The 17204-nt window shown below is 50.7% G+C and carries 12 protein-coding genes; 5 read left to right on the top strand and 7 right to left on the bottom strand.

Annotated elements, in window-relative coordinates; translation table 11 throughout:
• The 5 genes from AC6R0L_RS06495 to AC6R0L_RS06475 form a co-directional block, all read left to right on the top strand.
• Positions 1-906 (top strand): MipA/OmpV family protein (locus AC6R0L_RS06495; RefSeq protein WP_500628638.1); only part of this gene is annotated, 906 nt, incomplete at its 5' end.
• A gap of 124 nt (positions 907-1030) precedes the next feature.
• On the top strand, positions 1031-4954 hold the full coding sequence (hrpA, locus tag AC6R0L_RS06490) for an ATP-dependent RNA helicase HrpA (RefSeq protein ID WP_500628637.1): 3924 nt from the start codon (positions 1031-1033) through the stop codon (positions 4952-4954).
• Positions 4955-5101: 147 nt separating this feature from the next.
• Positions 5102-5584, top strand: coding sequence for an outer membrane beta-barrel protein (locus AC6R0L_RS06485; RefSeq protein ID WP_487901182.1), 483 nt, complete (start codon positions 5102-5104; stop codon positions 5582-5584).
• 327 nt (positions 5585-5911) lie between these two features.
• A complete protein-coding gene (katG, locus tag AC6R0L_RS06480; RefSeq protein ID WP_500628636.1) occupies positions 5912-8086 on the top strand; it encodes a catalase/peroxidase HPI in 2175 nt (724 codons plus the stop codon).
• Positions 8087-8280: 194 nt separating this feature from the next.
• Entirely contained in the window at positions 8281-8862 is a 582-nt protein-coding gene (locus AC6R0L_RS06475; protein WP_500628641.1) for an isochorismatase family protein, read from the top strand.
• A 37-nt stretch (positions 8863-8899) separates the two neighbouring features.
• Here AC6R0L_RS06475 and AC6R0L_RS06470 read toward each other — a convergent pair whose 3' ends face one another.
• The 7 genes from AC6R0L_RS06470 to AC6R0L_RS06440 form a co-directional block, all read right to left on the bottom strand.
• Positions 8900-10156: a dicarboxylate/amino acid:cation symporter gene (locus AC6R0L_RS06470; protein WP_487901184.1), complete on the bottom strand. Its 1257-nt coding sequence runs from the start codon at positions 10154-10156 to the stop codon at positions 8900-8902.
• 338 nt (positions 10157-10494) lie between these two features.
• Positions 10495-11301 carry a tryptophan synthase subunit alpha gene (gene trpA / locus AC6R0L_RS06465; protein ID WP_500628635.1) on the bottom strand — a complete coding sequence of 269 codons (807 nt, stop codon included), beginning with the start codon at positions 11299-11301 and terminating at the stop codon, positions 10495-10497.
• Positions 11301-12491: a tryptophan synthase subunit beta gene (gene trpB / locus AC6R0L_RS06460; RefSeq protein WP_500628634.1), complete on the bottom strand. Its 1191-nt coding sequence runs from the start codon at positions 12489-12491 to the stop codon at positions 11301-11303. Before trpB ends, trpA begins: the two co-directional genes overlap by 1 nt.
• 40 nt (positions 12492-12531) lie before the next feature.
• Positions 12532-13971, bottom strand: coding sequence for a bifunctional indole-3-glycerol-phosphate synthase TrpC/phosphoribosylanthranilate isomerase TrpF (trpCF, locus tag AC6R0L_RS06455; RefSeq protein WP_500628633.1), 1440 nt, complete (start codon positions 13969-13971; stop codon positions 12532-12534).
• A 12-nt stretch (positions 13972-13983) separates the two neighbouring features.
• Positions 13984-14982: an anthranilate phosphoribosyltransferase gene (gene trpD, locus AC6R0L_RS06450; protein WP_500628632.1), complete on the bottom strand. Its 999-nt coding sequence runs from the start codon at positions 14980-14982 to the stop codon at positions 13984-13986.
• Positions 14983-14998: 16 nt separating this feature from the next.
• A complete protein-coding gene (locus tag AC6R0L_RS06445) occupies positions 14999-15589 on the bottom strand; it encodes an aminodeoxychorismate/anthranilate synthase component II (RefSeq protein WP_500628631.1) in 591 nt (196 codons plus the stop codon).
• Positions 15590-15593: 4 nt separating this feature from the next.
• Entirely contained in the window at positions 15594-17156 is a 1563-nt protein-coding gene (locus tag AC6R0L_RS06440) for an anthranilate synthase component 1 (protein ID WP_500628630.1), read from the bottom strand.
• Between the last annotated feature and the right edge of the window lie 48 nt (positions 17157-17204).

Here is a 17204-nt window from a genome sequence, read left to right as displayed (position 1 = left end):
GATTTTCGCTTTCACGCCAACCTGACGTTTAAAGGGGAGTATCAGTCGGGTGATTGGCAATGGTCACCGTATGCCAAAGTGCGCTACAAAGACGCTGACTTCAACAGCTACTACTACGCGATGTCCGAGTTTAGCGGCGAGACAGTCGGGGCAGGCGTTGATGTGAATGTGGGAATGAGTGCCCGTTATCATGTGATCTCGAATCTCTATCTTTTGGGTGAGACCAGTGTGACGCGCCTTGATGACAATGCCTATCAGGCCAACATGGTCCAAGACCGCTATCAAGGCGAGCTGTTTCTCGGCTTTGGCTTTTTTAATGATCAAGCACGCGCGCCAAAGTCTGAGCTGAATAACCATCGTTATCTTCGCGTCGCACACGGCTGGGCGACACCATCGAATATCGGTGAAATCTTCCGTTTTGATGCGGAAAAAGATCCTGATAACAACCAGTTGACGTCGCTGTTTTATGGCCATCCCTTAACGGATGAGTTGTTTGGCTTGCCGCTGGATATTTATTTAACGCCGGGGATCGTTCACCACTGGTCATCGGACGTACAATCGGCGTCAACCGAATACGTCGCGGCGATCAAAGCCTACTACACGTTCAACTGGCCAACGCAATGGCGCTTTGGCGTCGCGGAGGGGATGTCGTACATTGACAGCATAACCCATATTGAGGGGACAGAAATGGAACGTAAAGATAGAGAACCCAGCAAGCTTCTCAACTATCTTGATTTCTCATTTGATGTCAATGTGGGGTCATTGCTCGGCAATACCGACCTGAAACGTCTCTGGTTTGGCTACTCTCTGCATCATCGCAGCGCCATTTTCGAAAAAGCCTCCCAGTATGGTCGCATTAAAGGTGGCAGTAACTACAACACCGTGTATCTGCAATACGAGTTCTAATGAGTCGGCGTATTGGCGTTTCCTTTTCCTGTCACGCGCCCAGCATGTTTGCGACGGGCGCGTCGCCACACAGTTGTGATACAATCCGCGCAGTTTTATCGACAGTAACAAAATAGGACATGCTTTGACCTCGTCACAGCCAGATAAAAAGAGCGCGCCAGCCGCGCAAGTGAATTCACCCGCTCAATTACGTAAGGCGCTGGAGCAGTGTATGCTTCGCGATCGCTTTCGTTTCAGTAAACGCATCAGCGGGGCAAGTAAAATCAAAAAGGACGCGGCGCGTCATGCCGCGTTTGATGACATCGCACTCGATATGGCCAAGTCTATCATGCAGGCCGAGCTGCGAGGGCAACACACGCCGACTATCGACTACCCAGCGCAGCTGCCGGTCAGTCAAAAGAAAGACGATATCGCGAAGGCGATTGCTGAGCATCAGGTCGTGATTGTGGCCGGTGAAACCGGCTCAGGTAAAACGACTCAGTTGCCTAAAATTTGTGCCGAGCTTGGCCGTGGTCAGTATGGCTTGATTGGCCATACCCAGCCCCGTCGTCTTGCAGCGCGCTCAGTAGCGAACCGTATTGCTGAAGAGATGGAAACGCCGCTCGGCGAGTTTGTCGGCTACAAAGTGCGCTTTAACGATCAGATTTCTGACAACACCCAGATCAAGTTGATGACAGACGGTATTTTGCTGGCTGAAATTCAACACGATCGTTTTCTCAATCAATACGACACCATCATTATCGATGAAGCGCACGAGCGCAGTCTGAACATTGATTTCATCCTCGGCTATCTGAAAGAGCTGTTGCCAAAGCGCCCAGATCTGAAAATCATCATTACCTCGGCGACCATCGATCCAGAGCGTTTTTCAAAGCACTTCAACCAGGCTCCGATCATTGAAGTTTCTGGTAGAACCTACCCAGTGGAGACGCGCTATCGCCCACTGAGCGGTGAAGACGAAAGTGATCGTGATCAGCTTGAAGGTATTTTTGATGCGGTGGATGAGCTGTGCGATGAAGGGCTCGGCGACATTTTGATCTTCATGAACGGTGAGCGTGAAATTCGCGACACCGCGGACGCACTCGCTAAGCGCAACCTGAAAAGTACCGAAATTGTGCCTTTGTACGCGCGATTGTCTGCAGGTGAGCAGAACAAAATTTTCCAACCTCACGCAGGGCGTCGAATTGTGCTCGCGACCAACGTCGCGGAAACCTCGCTAACGGTACCGGGAATCAAATACGTGATTGATCCTGGTACGGCGCGCATCAGTCGTTATAGTTACCGCACCAAAGTTCAGCGCTTACCGATTGAGCCCATTTCACAAGCCAGCGCCAATCAGCGTAAGGGTCGTTGTGGACGTGTGGAAGAGGGGATCTGTATTCGCCTCTACTCAGAAGAGGATTTTAACTCTCGCCCAGAGTTTACCGATCCTGAGATCTTACGCACCAACTTAGCGTCGGTCATTTTGCAGATGACGGCTCTGGGCCTTGGTGACATCGAAGCTTTCCCATTTGTTGAAGCGCCTGATAAGCGCAACATCCAAGACGGTGTGCGTTTGCTCGAAGAGCTCGGGGCGATCAACGAAAAAGCCAAAGATCCGAAAAAACGTCTTACTCCGACTGGGCGTCAATTGGCCCGTTTGCCGATTGACCCACGTTTGGCGCGTATGGTGTTGGAAGCGCCGAAGTATGGCGCACTCAAAGAGGTGATGGTGATTGCCTCTGCGCTCTCCATTCAAGATCCGAGGGAGCGCCCAAGCGACAAACAGCAATCGTCCGATGATAAACATCGCCGCTTTTTCCATGAAGAGTCGGACTTTCTGACCTTCGTTAACCTATGGGATTACATCCAAAAGCAGCAGAAAAAATTGACGGGCAACCAGTTCCGTAAGCAGTGTAAAGAGGACTATCTCAACTACTTGCGAATTCGTGAGTGGCAAGATGTCTATTTCCAACTGCATCAGTCAATGCGAGAGATGGATGCAAAACTCAATGATGAGCCTGCGAGTTACCAAGGGGTGCACAGTGCACTGCTAGTGGGGCTATTGTCTCATATCGGTATGAAAGATCAGGAGAAGAATGAGTACCAAGGGGCACGTAATGCGCGTTTTCATATCTTCCCTGCCTCTGGCCTATTCAAAAAGCAACCTAAGTGGATTGTCTCTGCCGAGCTGGTGGAAACATCGAAACTTTGGGGCCGCATTATTGCCAAGATTCAGCCTGAGTGGGTGGAACCTCTAGCGAAGCACCTAATCAAACGAAGCCACAGTGAGCCTCATTGGTCGAAGAAACGCGCAGCGGTCATGGCGTATGAAAAAGTGATGCTGTATGGCATCCCTATTGTACCCAAGCGCTTAGTCAACTACGGAACGATTGATGCTGCGGTCAGCCGCGAAATCTTCATTCGCAGCGCATTGGTTGAGGGAGAGTGGGAAACCAAACACGCTTTCTTCAAGCAAAACCGTAAGCTACTCCAAGAAGTGGAAGAGCTCGAGCACAAGTCACGTCGACGAGATATTTTGGTCGATGATGATGAGCTGTTTGATTTTTACGATCAGCGTGTGGGGACGGACGTCGTTTCTGGGCGCCATTTCGATACTTGGTGGAAAGCGGCGGCAAAAGAGAATCCTGAGCTGCTCAATTTCGAGAAAGAGATGCTGTTCAAAGGTGATGCGAGCCATGTGACTGAGCTCGATTATCCGAATTTCTGGTATCAAAATGGTCTCAAACTCAAATTGAGCTATCAGTTCGAGCCCGGTGAGAATAGTGACGGCGTCACTGTGCACATTCCACTGCCGATTTTGAACCAAGTGGAACCCGTGGGGTTTGACTGGCAAATTCCTGGCCTGCGCCATGAGTTGGTTGTCAGCCTGATTAAATCCTTGCCCAAAATGGTGCGGAAAAACTTTGTCCCCGCGCCCAACTACGCGGATGCCTTTCTTGCCCGTGTGACGCCGATGGCGCTGCCACTACTCGATGCGTTGGAAAAAGAGCTGCGCCGCATGACGGGTGTGGAAGTGTTACGTGAAGATTGGAATCTTGCTCAGCTCCCTGATCATTTGAAAGTGACGTTCCGCGCAGTTGATCATCGCAACCGTAAACTGAAAGAGAACAGCGATTTGCACGCGCTCAAAGAGAGCCTGAAAGAGCAGGTGCAAGAGACGTTATCGAAAGTGGCCGATGATGATATCGAACAGCAAGGTCTGCACACGTGGAGTTTTGGTGAACTGCCAAAAGTCTACCAGCAGAAGCGGGGTGGGTATGATGTCAAAGCTTACCCTGCCATCATTGATGGCAAAGACAGCGTAGAAATCAAGCTATTTGAAACCGAGCAAGAGCAGATTCAAGCAATGCAAGCGGGTCAGCGCCGTTTGATATTGCTCAATGTGCCATCGCCGATTAAGTATCTGCACGCCAATCTGCCCAACAAATCGAAACTCGGTCTCTACTTTAACCCGTATGGCAAAGTGATGGACTTAATTGATGACTGCATCGCGTGTGGCGTCGATAAGCTCATTGAAGAGCAGGGCGGCTTGGTGTGGCAGCCTGAACAGTTTGAGCAGCTGAAAGAGCATGTACGCGGCGAGCTTGGTGACACAGTCGTGGATATCGCCAAGCAAGTCGAAACAATATTAACGACCGCGTTTAGCATCAACAAAAAGCTCAAAGGCAAAATCGACTTTACGATGGCGTTCGCTTTATCAGACATCAAAGCGCAAATCGAGGGGTTGATCTTCAAAGGGTTTGCGACGGAATGCGGCTGGAAGCGATTACCAGACATCTTGCGTTACATGAAAGCGATTGAACGTCGGATGGAAAAACTGCCCATCGACCCGAATAAAGATAGGCTGCATATGCTGAAAATTGAGTCGGTGACCAATGATTACAAGGAGCTGCTCAATAAGATCCCTAAAGGGATGGCGATTCCTGAGTCCGTTAAAGAGATTCGCTGGATGATAGAGGAGCTGCGTGTCAGTTACTTTGCCCAGCAACTGGGTACGCCGTACCCGGTGTCAGACAAACGGGTGAAGAATGCGATAGATGATATCTAAGGTTACTTACCGAGTACGATTAAGCAGTGAATAGATAGGCATAATACTTGCTTAGATTTAATCACGGTACGGTATTTTGACGATTGACAGGTAATGGATTGCCGCTTGCTACTCTCCATTACCTTTTTAAACGAGAGAAGGTTAATTATGAAAAAAACACTACTAGCGCTCGCTTTGATTGGGGCATCAGCGACCGCGTCAGCAGACTCATGGATTTACGGCGGCGCTTCAGTCGGTAACTCGGATTTCTTAGGAGATAGTTCAACGGCGTACAATGTTCATGTCGGTACGGGTATTTTGCCTTTTATTGGCCTTGAGGCGGGCTACAACAATCTTGGTGAGTTTGAGACGGGTACTTCAAAGGTCAAACTAGACAACGTTTACTTTGCGGCAAAACCAAGCATCAATCTTGGTCCCCTTCAAGTGTATGGTAAAGCTGGCGTGCACTCTTGGGAGCAATCTTCAAGCAACGCAGCACTAGAAGATGATGGCTACGACATCATGCTTGGTGTGGGTGCAGACTACCAAATCTTTGGCCCGCTCACTGTCGGTGCCAAATATGAGAACTACAAAATGGATAAAGAAGACATGGGCGTGTTCTCTCTAACGGCGTCGTTGAACTTCCTATAATCTTTGTTTATCCAGTCTTTAATGACCCAATGATCGAGGCGGCCAAATTGGCCGCTTTTTTTTGTTGTTATACTTTCTGTTTTCTTTTGGACTTGTCGCACTCTTAAAACGGCATAACTTAAAACCATAGGTTTTGACGATTGAATATATAGGCGAAATAACCTCGTGAAATAGACAAATCTTTTCTATGCTTCCTGTGTCAATTCAAGCAATTCCTACACAACGTCAGGCTGTGTTTTTGATTTAGATCAAATAGGGTTTTCAGTGCCCCTGCCAACATAGATGTGGTATAGGAACAAATACATAAGAGCAAGAAAGGGATAAGCAATGAAAGATCAAAGCACTCAAGGGGCTGGTCAATGTCCGGTCATGCACGGTAGCCATACCGATGCCAGTTCATCCAATGTCGCGTGGTGGCCAAAGGCGTTGAACCTAGACATCTTGCATCAACATGACAACAAAACGAATCCTCTCGGCGCGGATTTCAACTATAGAGAAGAGCTCAAAAAACTCGACGTAGAAGCACTTAAACAAGATTTAAAAGCGTTGATGACCAACAGCCAAGAGTGGTGGCCTGCAGATTGGGGACACTATGGTGGCTTGATGATTCGTATGGCGTGGCACTCAGCAGGTAGTTACCGTACCGAGGACGGTCGCGGGGGCGGTTCGACCGGTAACCAGCGCTTTGCACCACTCAACTCTTGGCCAGATAACGCCAACCTAGACAAAGCACGTCGCTTACTTTGGCCAATCAAACGCAAATACGGCAACAAAATCAGCTGGGCGGATTTGATGATTCTTGCCGGTAATATGGCGTATGAATCAATGGGCTTTAAGACCTTTGGTTTTGCCTTTGGTCGTGAAGACATTTGGCACCCAGAAAAAGACATCTATTGGGGTAGCGAGCAAGAGTGGCTAGCGCCATCTGGCTCAGAGAATAGCCGTTACTCCGGTGAGCGTGATCTTGAAAACCCATTGGCTGCGGTAATGATGGGCCTTATTTACGTTAACCCAGAAGGGGTCGACGGTAACCCAGATCCACTGAAAACCGCTCAAGATATGCGCGTGACGTTTGCGCGTATGGCGATGAACGATGAAGAGACAGTGGCACTGACGGCAGGTGGACACACCGTCGGTAAGGCGCACGGTAACGGTGACGCGGGCGAGCTTGGTCCAGATCCAGAAGCCGCAGGTCTTGAAGAGCAAGGCATGGGCTGGATGAACCACAAGTCGCGTGGCATTGGTCGCAACACAGTGACCAGTGGTATCGAAGGTGCCTGGACAACTAACCCAACCCAATGGGACGACGGCTACTTTGATTTGCTGTTTAAGTATGAGTGGCAGCTCACCAAGAGCCCAGCTGGTGCGTGGCAATGGGAGCCGGTGGATATCGCAGAAGAAGATAAGCCGGTTGATGTGGAAGACTCATCAAAACGTTACAATCCAATGATGACAGACGCTGACATGGCGCTGAAAGTGGATCCTGAGTACCGTAAGATTTCTGAACGTTTCCACAAAGATCCTGCCTATTTCGATGAAGTATTTGCTAGAGCATGGTTCAAGTTAACCCACCGCGATCTTGGCCCGAAAGCACGTTACTTTGGCCCTGATGTTCCAGCGGAAGATTTAATTTGGCAAGACCCAATCCCAGCCGGCAAATCCGATTACGATGTTGCGGGTTTGAAAGCGGCGATCGAAGCAAGCAACCTGAGCGTCAGTGAATTGGTGACAACGGCTTGGGATAGCGCTCGTACCTTCCGTGGTTCGGATAACCGTGGCGGTGCAAACGGTGCGCGTATCCGTCTTGCTCCACAAAATAACTGGGAAGGCAACGAGCCTGAGCGTTTAGCCAAGGTACTGGCTGTGCTAGAACCGCTTGCTGCGCAGTTTGGCGCTAGTGTTGCGGATACCATCGTACTTGCCGGTAATGTCGGTGTAGAAAAAGCGATTAAAGCGGCTGGGTTCAATGTGCCTGTTCCGTTTGCACCGGGTCGAGGTGATGCGACCGATGCGATGACGGATGTGGAGTCTTTCGACGTGCTGGAGCCTTTGGCGGATGGTTTCCGCAACTGGCAGAAGAAACACTACGTGGTGAACCCAGAAGAAATGCTGCTCGACCGAGCTCAGTTGATGGGCCTAACCGCGCCAGAAATGACAGTACTGCTTGGCGGTCTGCGCGTTATTGGCACTAATCACGCTGGTACTGAGCATGGTGTGTTTACTGACCGTGTCGGAGCACTGACCAACGACTTCTTCGTTAATCTAACGGATATGGCGTACAGTTGGGAACCGAAAGGTCGCAACCTGTACCACATCAATGACCGTAAGACAGGCGAAACTAAGTGGACAGCCACACGCGTTGACTTAGTCTTTGGTTCTAACTCTATCCTGCGCGCTTACGCTGAGGTGTACGCACAAGACGATAACCAAGAGAAATTGGTTAAGGATTTCGTCGCGGCGTGGACCAAAGTTATGAACGCGGATCGTTTTGATTTAGCGTAACTCTTGTTACCTAGTCTAGGTTTCACAAACCGCTCTTCGGAGCGGTTTTTTTGTGGCGGATTTTTTGTGAGAGGTTGAGGGTAGTGAATAGTGTGATCAAAGAGGTTTCCAATCATGAGCAATATGGGTCACAGTGTTGCCATGTGAGAGACTCGAACCAATAAGGAACAGGCATGACTAACCAACCACCGCTGATGTTGAACAAGGCGACCACGGGGTTGCTGATCATCGATGTGCAAGGTGAGTTAGCGCGTCTTGTACAAGAGAGTGATGCGCTGATAGCGCATTGTCTCGCCTTAGTGGAAGCGGCGAAAACGCTAGCGCTGCCTATTGTCTGGGTCGAGCAACACCCAGATAAATTGGGTAAGACCACGCCTGAGCTTCAAGCCGCCTTAACCCCGCATCAACCATTGGCAAAATGGACATTTGACGCCAATGCTGAGCCAGCGGTGTTGGAGGCTCTCAATCAAAGCGCTCGAACCCAGTGGTTAGTGTGTGGCATAGAGACGCACATTTGCGTCTATCAAACAGTGCTTGGGCTTAAGCGTTTGGGATGGGAGCCTCATCTTGTGGTGGACGCAACATCATCGCGAACGATGAGCAACAAGCAGTTGGCGTTAGAGAAGATAGCGCGAAGCGGTATAGCGCTGACTAGCGTGGAAATGGCGCTCTATGAACTGGTAAAAGATTGCCGAGACCCTGACTTTAAAGCGCTATTAAACCTGGTGAAATCACTCTCCAACCGCAATCTCCCAGATAACAAAACGGCCTCGTAATGAGGCCGTTGGACAATGAATAGCGAGTGGCTTGCGATTAAGCTTCTTGCTTTTGCAGCTCTTGCTGTTTCTCTTCTTCAACCAATGCATCAACGATAACCGCACACGCTGCATCACCTGTGATGTTAAGCGCAGTACGAATCATGTCAAAAATACGGTCTAAAGCGAACAGCAGTGGTAGACCTTCGATTGGAATCCCCGCCGCAAGCAGGACAGCAACCACAAGGAATGATGGACCCGGTACGCCCGCTTGGCCAACTGCACCTAAGGTCGACGTGACGATGATCGCAATGTATGCACCCATCGATAGGTCAATATTGAACAGTTGTGCGAAGAAGATGGCCACCAAGCCGTAGTAAATGGCGTTACCAGACATGTTGATGGTCGCACCTAGCGGCAGTACGAATGATGCCGTTGAGTTTTTCACACCCAGCTCGTGCTCCACGGTGTCCATGGTGACGGGTAGTGTTGCCATAGAAGAGGCGGTAGATAGTGCAACGGCTTGTGGCTTCTTCATTGCAACTAGGAACTTCTTCGCAGATGTCTTAGTGAAGATGTGAACCATCAGCGGGTAGGCAATGAAACCGAAGATAAGAATCGCGGCAACGTAGACAACGAATAGTTTGAATACCACCATGAGTGCGCCAAATCCAAACGTACCGACTGCTTCAGCCATCAGGCCAAATACACCGATAGGAGCGATGATCATCACTTTGTTGATCATCCAAACCATCGCGTCAACAATGCAGTTTACGCCGTTGATGATAGGTTCGCGGCGTTCTTTCGCTTGCTTCGAAATCGCAATACCAAAGAACAGACAGAACACAAGGATCTGAAGGATGTTCGCATCATTGAGTGATTGGAAAACGTTGGTTGGGATCATACCAGTGACGGTTGCCCAGAAAGTTGGAAGTTCACCCTTTGAAGCATACTCAGCTGAGAACATGCCTTCAACACCAGAGACATCAACGCCTAGACCCGGTTTGAAGACTTCACCCATTACCAAAGCGAGGGCAACGGCAGCGGCAGAGGTCAGGCCGAAGTAGGCCAGTGTAGTGATGCCCACTTTACCCGCATTTGAGCTGTTGCCCAGACCCGCAGCCCCTGAGATCAATGCCACAGCGACCAATGGGATCACGAGCATCTTGATTAGGTTGATAAAGATGGCACCAAGAGGCGCAAATACTGTCGCACCATCACCCATCATGGCACCAACGGCAGTACCAACGATCATTGCAATCACGACTTGCACGCCGATGTTGCTTAGTAAACTCTTTTCTTTTAACACTTCCATAACCTCTGTGCTAATAAATTATAAAATCCTAGAATTACCCTCTAAGTGAAAACTTATCTTTGGATAATAATATCGTGAGGTTTTTTACACGTAATTTTTACAATTGGCAATAGTCGGAGGGAGTGATCGGAGGAATAAAATACAAATTTATTGATAAACGACAAGTTTTCACAACAAAGCAAACGTTTGCCTGTTTCGGTTTAATGGTAAATATAATGACTTGGCGAATAACTTGGACTGGAATGATTGATTGGAAGGGTTGTTTGTTTTGTTAATGAAATGTTCGGTTTCTCACAAAAATGAGAAACCGACTTCATAGAAAGTAAAACGGAAAGGGGTTAGCGTTGTGTGGCCGCTTTCATCTCGCGAGTGAAAGTGGCGAGTTCCGTTAACATTTTTTCACAATCTTCGCGGTTTGTTTCGATGATTTTTACCACGGCCGACCCTGAGATCGCGCCTGCTGCACCGGCATCGAGCGCTTGTTTGACCTGACTAGGCTGCGAAATACCGAAACCGAGTAACGCCGGTGGCGCATCGAACTGGCGCAGTTTATCCAGCATATGATCAACGGGCATATTCGCTTTGGTTTCTGCACCGGTGACCCCAGCACGTGAGAGCAAATAGGTATAACCACCACCCAGGCTAGCCACCTGCTTCAACGTTTCGTCACTGGCGGTCGGCGGGGCGATGAAAATCGGGTGTACACCAAATTTCTCCGCGGCGGCGACAAACTCAGCACTTTCATTGGTGGGAACGTCGGCGATCAATACCGAATCAATGCCTACTTGGGCACAGCGTTGGTAAAAATGCTCAATACCGCGTGCGTAGACGAGGTTGGCATACATCAACAGACCGATCGGTAGCTCAGGGTATTGCGCGCGAATCTTGCCGATTTGCTCAAAACAGAGATCGGGCGTCGCACCGGCATCAAGGGCACGAATGTTGGCCCCTTGAATGGTCGGGCCATCGGCCAGCGGATCTGAAAACGGAAAGCCAAGCTCTAGCGCATCCGCACCTGATTCGACAAGGGTCTGCATTATGCGCAGGGATTGGTCTGGGTTTGGATCACAGACTGTGACGAAGGGGACAAATGCGCCTTGGTTACGTTCAGCGAGTCGCGCAAACATGTTTTGATAACGGCTCATTAGATCACTCCTTTTTCTTCTAATAGGGCGTGCACAGTGAAAATGTCTTTATCCCCACGACCGGATAGGTTGACGACCAACAACTGTTCTTTTTCTGGATTTTCTCTCGCCATTCGCAGCGCGTGAGCGAGGGCATGCGAGGACTCGAGCGCAGGAATAATGCCTTCATGGCGAGCGAGTTCTTGGAAAGCGTCAAGGGCTTCGTCGTCAGTGACGTTGTCGTACTCCGCTCGGCCAATCGCATTGAGGTGCGCGTGCTGAGGACCAACCGATGGGAAATCCAAGCCAGCCGATACTGAGTAGGACTCTTCGACTTGTCCGTGCTCGTCTTGCATCAGAGGCGCTTTCATGCCAAAGAAAATGCCGGTTTTACCGTGTTTGAGCGGTGCGCCGTGTTGGTCGGTATCGATGCCTTTGCCAGCGGGTTCCACACCTATGAGGCGAACACTCTCTTCTTCGATGAAATCTGCAAACATGCCGATGGCGTTTGAACCGCCGCCTACACAGGCAATCACGGCATCAGGCAAACGCCCTTCGCGGGCAAGAATCTGGTTTTTGGTCTCTTCGCCAATTATGCGTTGGAATTCACGTACAATGGTCGGGAAGGGGTGCGGGCCTGCCGCCGTACCCAAGAGGTAATGCGCGGTTTCGTAGGAGCCAGACCAGTCACGCAGCGCTTCATTACACGCATCTTTCAGGGTCGATGAACCAGAATGGACGGGAATCACCTCTGCGCCCATCAATTTCATGCGAAATACGTTCGGGCTTTGACGTTCGACATCTTTGGCCCCCATGTAGACGCGACATTTAAGACCAAGTAGTGCGCAAGCTAACGCGGTGGCGACCCCATGTTGACCCGCGCCTGTTTCGGCGATGATCTCGTTTTTACCCATGCGTTTGGCGAGCAGAGCTTGACCCAACACTTGGTTGGTTTTATGCGCGCCGCCGTGAAGTAAATCTTCACGTTTCAGGTACAGCTTTGTCTTGGTACCTTTGGTGAGGTTGCGCGTCAAGGTAAGTGCGGTTGGGCGTCCTGCATACTCTTGCAGCAGAGACATGAACTCGCTGCGAAAGCCATCATCCTGCTGCGCATCAATAAAGGCTTGCTCAAGCTGTTCAAGCGCAGGGACTAGGATTTGAGGGACATATTGACCGCCATATTCACCAAAGTAGGCGTCGAGTTTTGCCATGATGTAATTCCTATCTATGTTGTCGCGATTGCTCGCGCAATCAGTAATGTCTAATGGCTGCAAACGCTTGTTGCAACTTCTCTTGATCTTTTTTACCCGGCTCGCTTTCGACCCCTGAATTGAGATCCAATCCGAGGCAGCCCTGTGAGGCCGCTTTTTGGGCATTAAATGGGGTGATTCCACCTGCGAGCATTATGCGCTCAGGGTTGTCAATCAGTGACCAGTTGAACACAAGGCCGGTGCCGCCTGTCTGGCTGCCCACCTTGGTGTCCAACAGATGACGATCCACTCCCTGTTCGATAAGCGTCGGGAGCGAATCTTTAATGCCGTACGCTTTCCAAATCTCAACCCCTTCTGGCAGTGCGGCTTTCAGCTCGCTCACGTAGCCTTCATCTTCATCGCCGTGTAACTGCACCGCGCTTAAACCGAGGGATTGTACGCGCTCAGCAACGCTATCAAGCGGCTGGTTTTGAAACACGCCGACATAGCGCAAAGGCGCGCCGCTCATGGTTAAGCGCGCGGTTTCAAGGTTGACATAACGTGGAGACGCGTCGACAAAAATCAGCCCGCCGAACACGGCGCCAGCGTGGTACGCTTTGGCGGCATCATCAGGGTGAGTGAGGCCACACACCTTGTTTTCACCAAGGGTGACTTTGCGCACCGCCAGCTCAAGATCTTCTTCAGCCATTAAGGAGCTGCCAATCAAAAAGCCATCGGCGTATCGGGCCAGATCTCGGACTTGCTGGTGGGTATAAATGCCTGATTCCGAGATGATAATGGCGTCTGGCGCGAGTTCGCGTAGCGTCGGCGCCAGTGCTTTCGTGCGATTAAGATCGGTGCTCAGGTCGCGCAAATTACGGTTGTTGATGCCAATGACGCGGGCACCCAAGTGAACGGCACGGCTCAACTCTTCTTCGTTGCTCACCTCGGTCAAGACGCCCATGTTGAGGCTATGAGCCGCCGACTCCAAGGTTTTGTATTGCTCGTCATTAAGTACCGAGAGCATCAGCAGAACCGCATCCGCGCTGTAATGGCGAGCTAAGTAGACTTGGTAGCTGTCGACCATAAAGTCTTTACACAACACGGGTTGTCTCACTTGGCGGCGCACTTGAGGCAGAAAATCGAAGCTGCCTTGGAAGTATTTCTCATCGGTCAGTACCGAGATCGCATTGGCATGCTTGTCGTAAACAGAGGCGATGTAGTCCAGATTGAAATCATCGCGGATCAGCCCTTTTGATGGTGAGGCCTTTTTGCATTCGGTAATGAACACCGTCTGTTCACTGCTTAACGCGTCATAAAAGCTACGGTCAGAAGGCTCGAGTGCTGACTGAAATGTGCTCAGAGGCTCGGCGACTTTGCGCTCTGCGACCCACTGGTACTTATCACGTACGATCTTAGCCAGCACTTCCGCCATTTGTGCTTCTTGCTGTGAGACGTGTTCGGAGAGTTGCTCCGTTGAAGGTATGTTGACGTCAGTCATGGTCTCTATTCCTTAAGCATGGGCGGCAAGGCGTTGAACAAGCTCAAACGCTTTACCGGAATTCATTGCCTCGATGGCTTGTTGAGTGTTGGCTTTGAGATCGTCGTGGCCAAATAAGCGCATCAACAACGCAACGTTTGCCGCGACCGCCCCGAGTTGCGCCTCTGTGCCTTTCCCGGTGAGCATATCGGTAATGATGGCTTGGTTTTCTTGTGGTGAGCCACCTTTGATCGCCTCTAGCGGGTGTTCACCTAAGCCAAAATCCGCAGGAGTAAGAGTGTATTCAATGATTTGCCCCTCTTTGATCTCAGCCACCGTTGTCGGGCCATGAATGGCCACTTCATCCAAGCCACTGCCGTGCACCACGGCCGCGCGCTTCATTCCCATTTGTAACATGGTTTCCGCAATAGGACGAACCAGTTCTTCACTGTACACGCCCATCAATTCGATGTTAGGGCGGGCTGGGTTAATCAGTGGGCCTAAAATATTAAAGATGGTGCGAGTTTTCATCGTTTGGCGCACCGGCATCGCATGACGAACGCCGCCGTGATATTGCGGCGCGAACAGAAAGGCGACGCCGAGTTCATCCACCGCTTTACGGGTCTCTTCTGCGCTCATCGCGAGATTAATACCAAACGAGTCGAGTAAATCTGATGAGCCCGATTTGCTCGATACGCTACGGTTGCCGTGTTTGGCCACCTTTAGCCCACACGCGGCGGCGACAAATGCGGCAGTGGTCGAAATATTGATGGTGTCGTGACCGTCGCCACCGGTGCCGACGATGTCGGCAAAATCGTAATCTGGACGTGGGAACGGGTTGGCGTTCGCCAGCAGAGCTTTGGCCGCACCAGCGATCTCATCGGGTGTTTCCCCTTTGATTTTTAGTGCCGTTAGCGCTGTGGCCATTAAGATCGGATCCAATTCGCCACGGATAATGACATCAAACAGCTGTTGGCTTTCAGCTTGCGTCAGTGAGATTTGGTCATACAGTTTGTTGATGATGGCTTCCATTGTGCTTCTCCAATTCTTATCCGTGTTGTTTCTCAAGTGCCCAGTCAATCGCGTTGGCGAGCAGTGTGGCGCCATAAGTCGTCATAATCGACTCTGGGTGGAACTGGAATCCACACACTTTATCGTCTTCTTGAACCACTGACATCACTAAGCCATCCACTTCTGCCGTGACCGTTAACGTGTCAGGCACCTTGGTGGCCACTAAAGAGTGGTAACGAGCGATGGCAAGCGGTGACGGTAGGTCTGCGTAGGTCGCGTGCTTTTGATGTGACATCATGGAGACCTTACCATGAACGATGTCTCCTGCACCTTCCACCACGCCACCATAGGCTTCAACAATCGCTTGGTGGCCAAGGCAAATGCCGATCATTGGTACTTGGCCTTTTAGGCGTGTAATCAGTTCTGGCATTGAGCCAGCTTCGGACGGCGCCCCCGGACCCGGTGACAGCAACACCACAGGGTTGTCGAGTTGATGAACGGCTTGCTCAATTACCTCGGCCGCAATGTGGTTGCGATAAATTTTGACGGAGTGACCTAGTGAGCGAAATTGGTCGACCAAGTTGTAGGTAAAGGAGTCGAAGTTATCAATAAATACGATGTTCGCCATGAGATTACTCCTTATGAGCCGCTTGAATAGCGGCAATCACCGCCTGTGCTTTGCCACGGGTTTCGTCGGCTTCAGCTTGTGGGTCGGAATCAAACACCACACCAGCCCCCGCTTGGACTTGTGCAATACCATTCTCAACGTAGGCCGAGCGAATAACGATACAGGTATCGAGCGTCCCTTCGCCAGTTAGGTAGCCGACGGCACCGCCATAGCTGCCGCGCCTGGCGCCTTCGACATCGCGAATCAATTGCATAGCGCGAATTTTAGGCGCGCCAGTGAGGGTGCCCATGTTCATGCACGCTTGGTAGGCATGCAGCGCATCAAGGTCGCTGCGCAGTTGGCCCACCACGCGTGACACGAGGTGCATCACGTGGCTGTAACGGTCCACTTTGAGGAGATCGGCGACGTGCCGTGTCCCCGCTGCACTGATGCGAGCGACATCGTTGCGCGCCAGATCCACCAACATCATGTGCTCGGCGTTCTCTTTTTTGTCTGTGCGCAGCTCCAGTTCAATTCGGCTATCGAGGTCAAAATCAATCTCGCCGTTTGCACGTTTACCGCGACGGCGGGTGCCGGCAATAGGGTAAATCTCGACTTGGTTGGTGTGGGTTTCGTATTTCAACGCACTTTCAGGTGAGGCGCCAAACAAAGTGAAGAGCTCATCTTGCATGTAGAACATGTAAGGGCTTGGGTTGCTCTCTTTGAGTGCTTTGTACGCCGCCAGTGGTGAAGGGCAGGGCAAGGTAAATCGGCGTGACGGCACCACTTGAAACACATCACCTTTAACGACGTACTCTTTGAGATCGCGAACGGTCTGGCAGAAATCATCATCGCTGACGCTTGGCACGGCATCGACTTGAGCCAATTTTTTTGCCTCAGGCAAAGGTTTTAGTACTTGGCACTGGCTTTTGATCGCCTCGAGACGAGCGCGCAGCGTCGGCGCTTCACTCTCGTTGGCAAATAGGGTCGCTTGAAGTTCGCAGCTTTCGCGTTGGTGGTCGACAACCAACAGAGTTTCAGCCACATAGAAGACGTAGTCAGGACATTGGTTGGCTTGGGTTGCATCACCGAGTGGCTCAAAATTGGCGACCAAGTCATAGGCAAATAAACCGCCAAGAAACAGCGCGTGCTGATCGTGCGCTTTGAGATCGAAGCTATGTTGGATCAAACGTAACGCATCGAACGACGATGCTTCGCGCAGACGAGAGTCCTCATCGAGTGTGTCGCACGGCGCCTCAAAATGCAGCGTCAGCGTGGTTGGGGTCGCTTGGTGTTGAATCGTGTCACGAATATTGTGGCGAAGATGGTTAAGTAGGTGCTCGCCGTTGGCTGTGAGAGCAGTTAAGGTAACACTGTGGCCCATACAGACGATGCGCACTGCCGAGTCAACAATCAGCAAGCTTTTCAGGTTTTGCTTCGAGTCGATTTCTGCCGATTCAAGCAGCAGGCTATCTGTTTTGTTCTCACACAAGGTGTGGAAAAGCTGCGTCGGGTCTTTGGCATACGGCGCACTGTCTTGAATGATATCAAGTTGACCTAGCTTTTTAATTTCAATGGCCTTGTTCACAAGACCTCCTTATTCATTCTTATATCCTGGTGCCATAGTGGCATAAAG

This window comes from Vibrio sp. R15-SG3-ISO1A (assembly GCF_059833955.1).
Note: the sequence above shows the minus strand (reverse complement) of the source record. Positions and strands in the feature narration are given on the sequence as shown.

What these genes read in the sequence shown, in the direction of transcription:
- AC6R0L_RS06445 (WP_500628631.1), bottom strand. Translation starts at nt 15,589, where the DNA reads ATGGCGAACATCGTATTTATTGATAACTTCGACTCCTTTACCTACAAC.
- trpB (WP_500628634.1), bottom strand. Translation starts at nt 12,491, where the DNA reads ATGGCAAAACTCGACGCCTACTTTGGTGAATATGGCGGTCAATATGTC.
- katG (WP_500628636.1), top strand. Translation starts at nt 5,912, where the DNA reads ATGAAAGATCAAAGCACTCAAGGGGCTGGTCAATGTCCGGTCATGCAC.
- AC6R0L_RS06475 (WP_500628641.1), top strand. Translation starts at nt 8,281, where the DNA reads ATGTTGAACAAGGCGACCACGGGGTTGCTGATCATCGATGTGCAAGGT.
- trpD (WP_500628632.1), bottom strand. Translation starts at nt 14,982, where the DNA reads ATGGAAGCCATCATCAACAAACTGTATGACCAAATCTCACTGACGCAA.
- AC6R0L_RS06485 (WP_487901182.1), top strand. Translation starts at nt 5,102, where the DNA reads ATGAAAAAAACACTACTAGCGCTCGCTTTGATTGGGGCATCAGCGACC.
- trpCF (WP_500628633.1), bottom strand. Translation starts at nt 13,971, where the DNA reads ATGACTGACGTCAACATACCTTCAACGGAGCAACTCTCCGAACACGTC.
- trpA (WP_500628635.1), bottom strand. Translation starts at nt 11,301, where the DNA reads ATGAGCCGTTATCAAAACATGTTTGCGCGACTCGCTGAACGTAACCAA.
- AC6R0L_RS06470 (WP_487901184.1), bottom strand. Translation starts at nt 10,156, where the DNA reads ATGGAAGTGTTAAAAGAAAAGAGTTTACTAAGCAACATCGGCGTGCAA.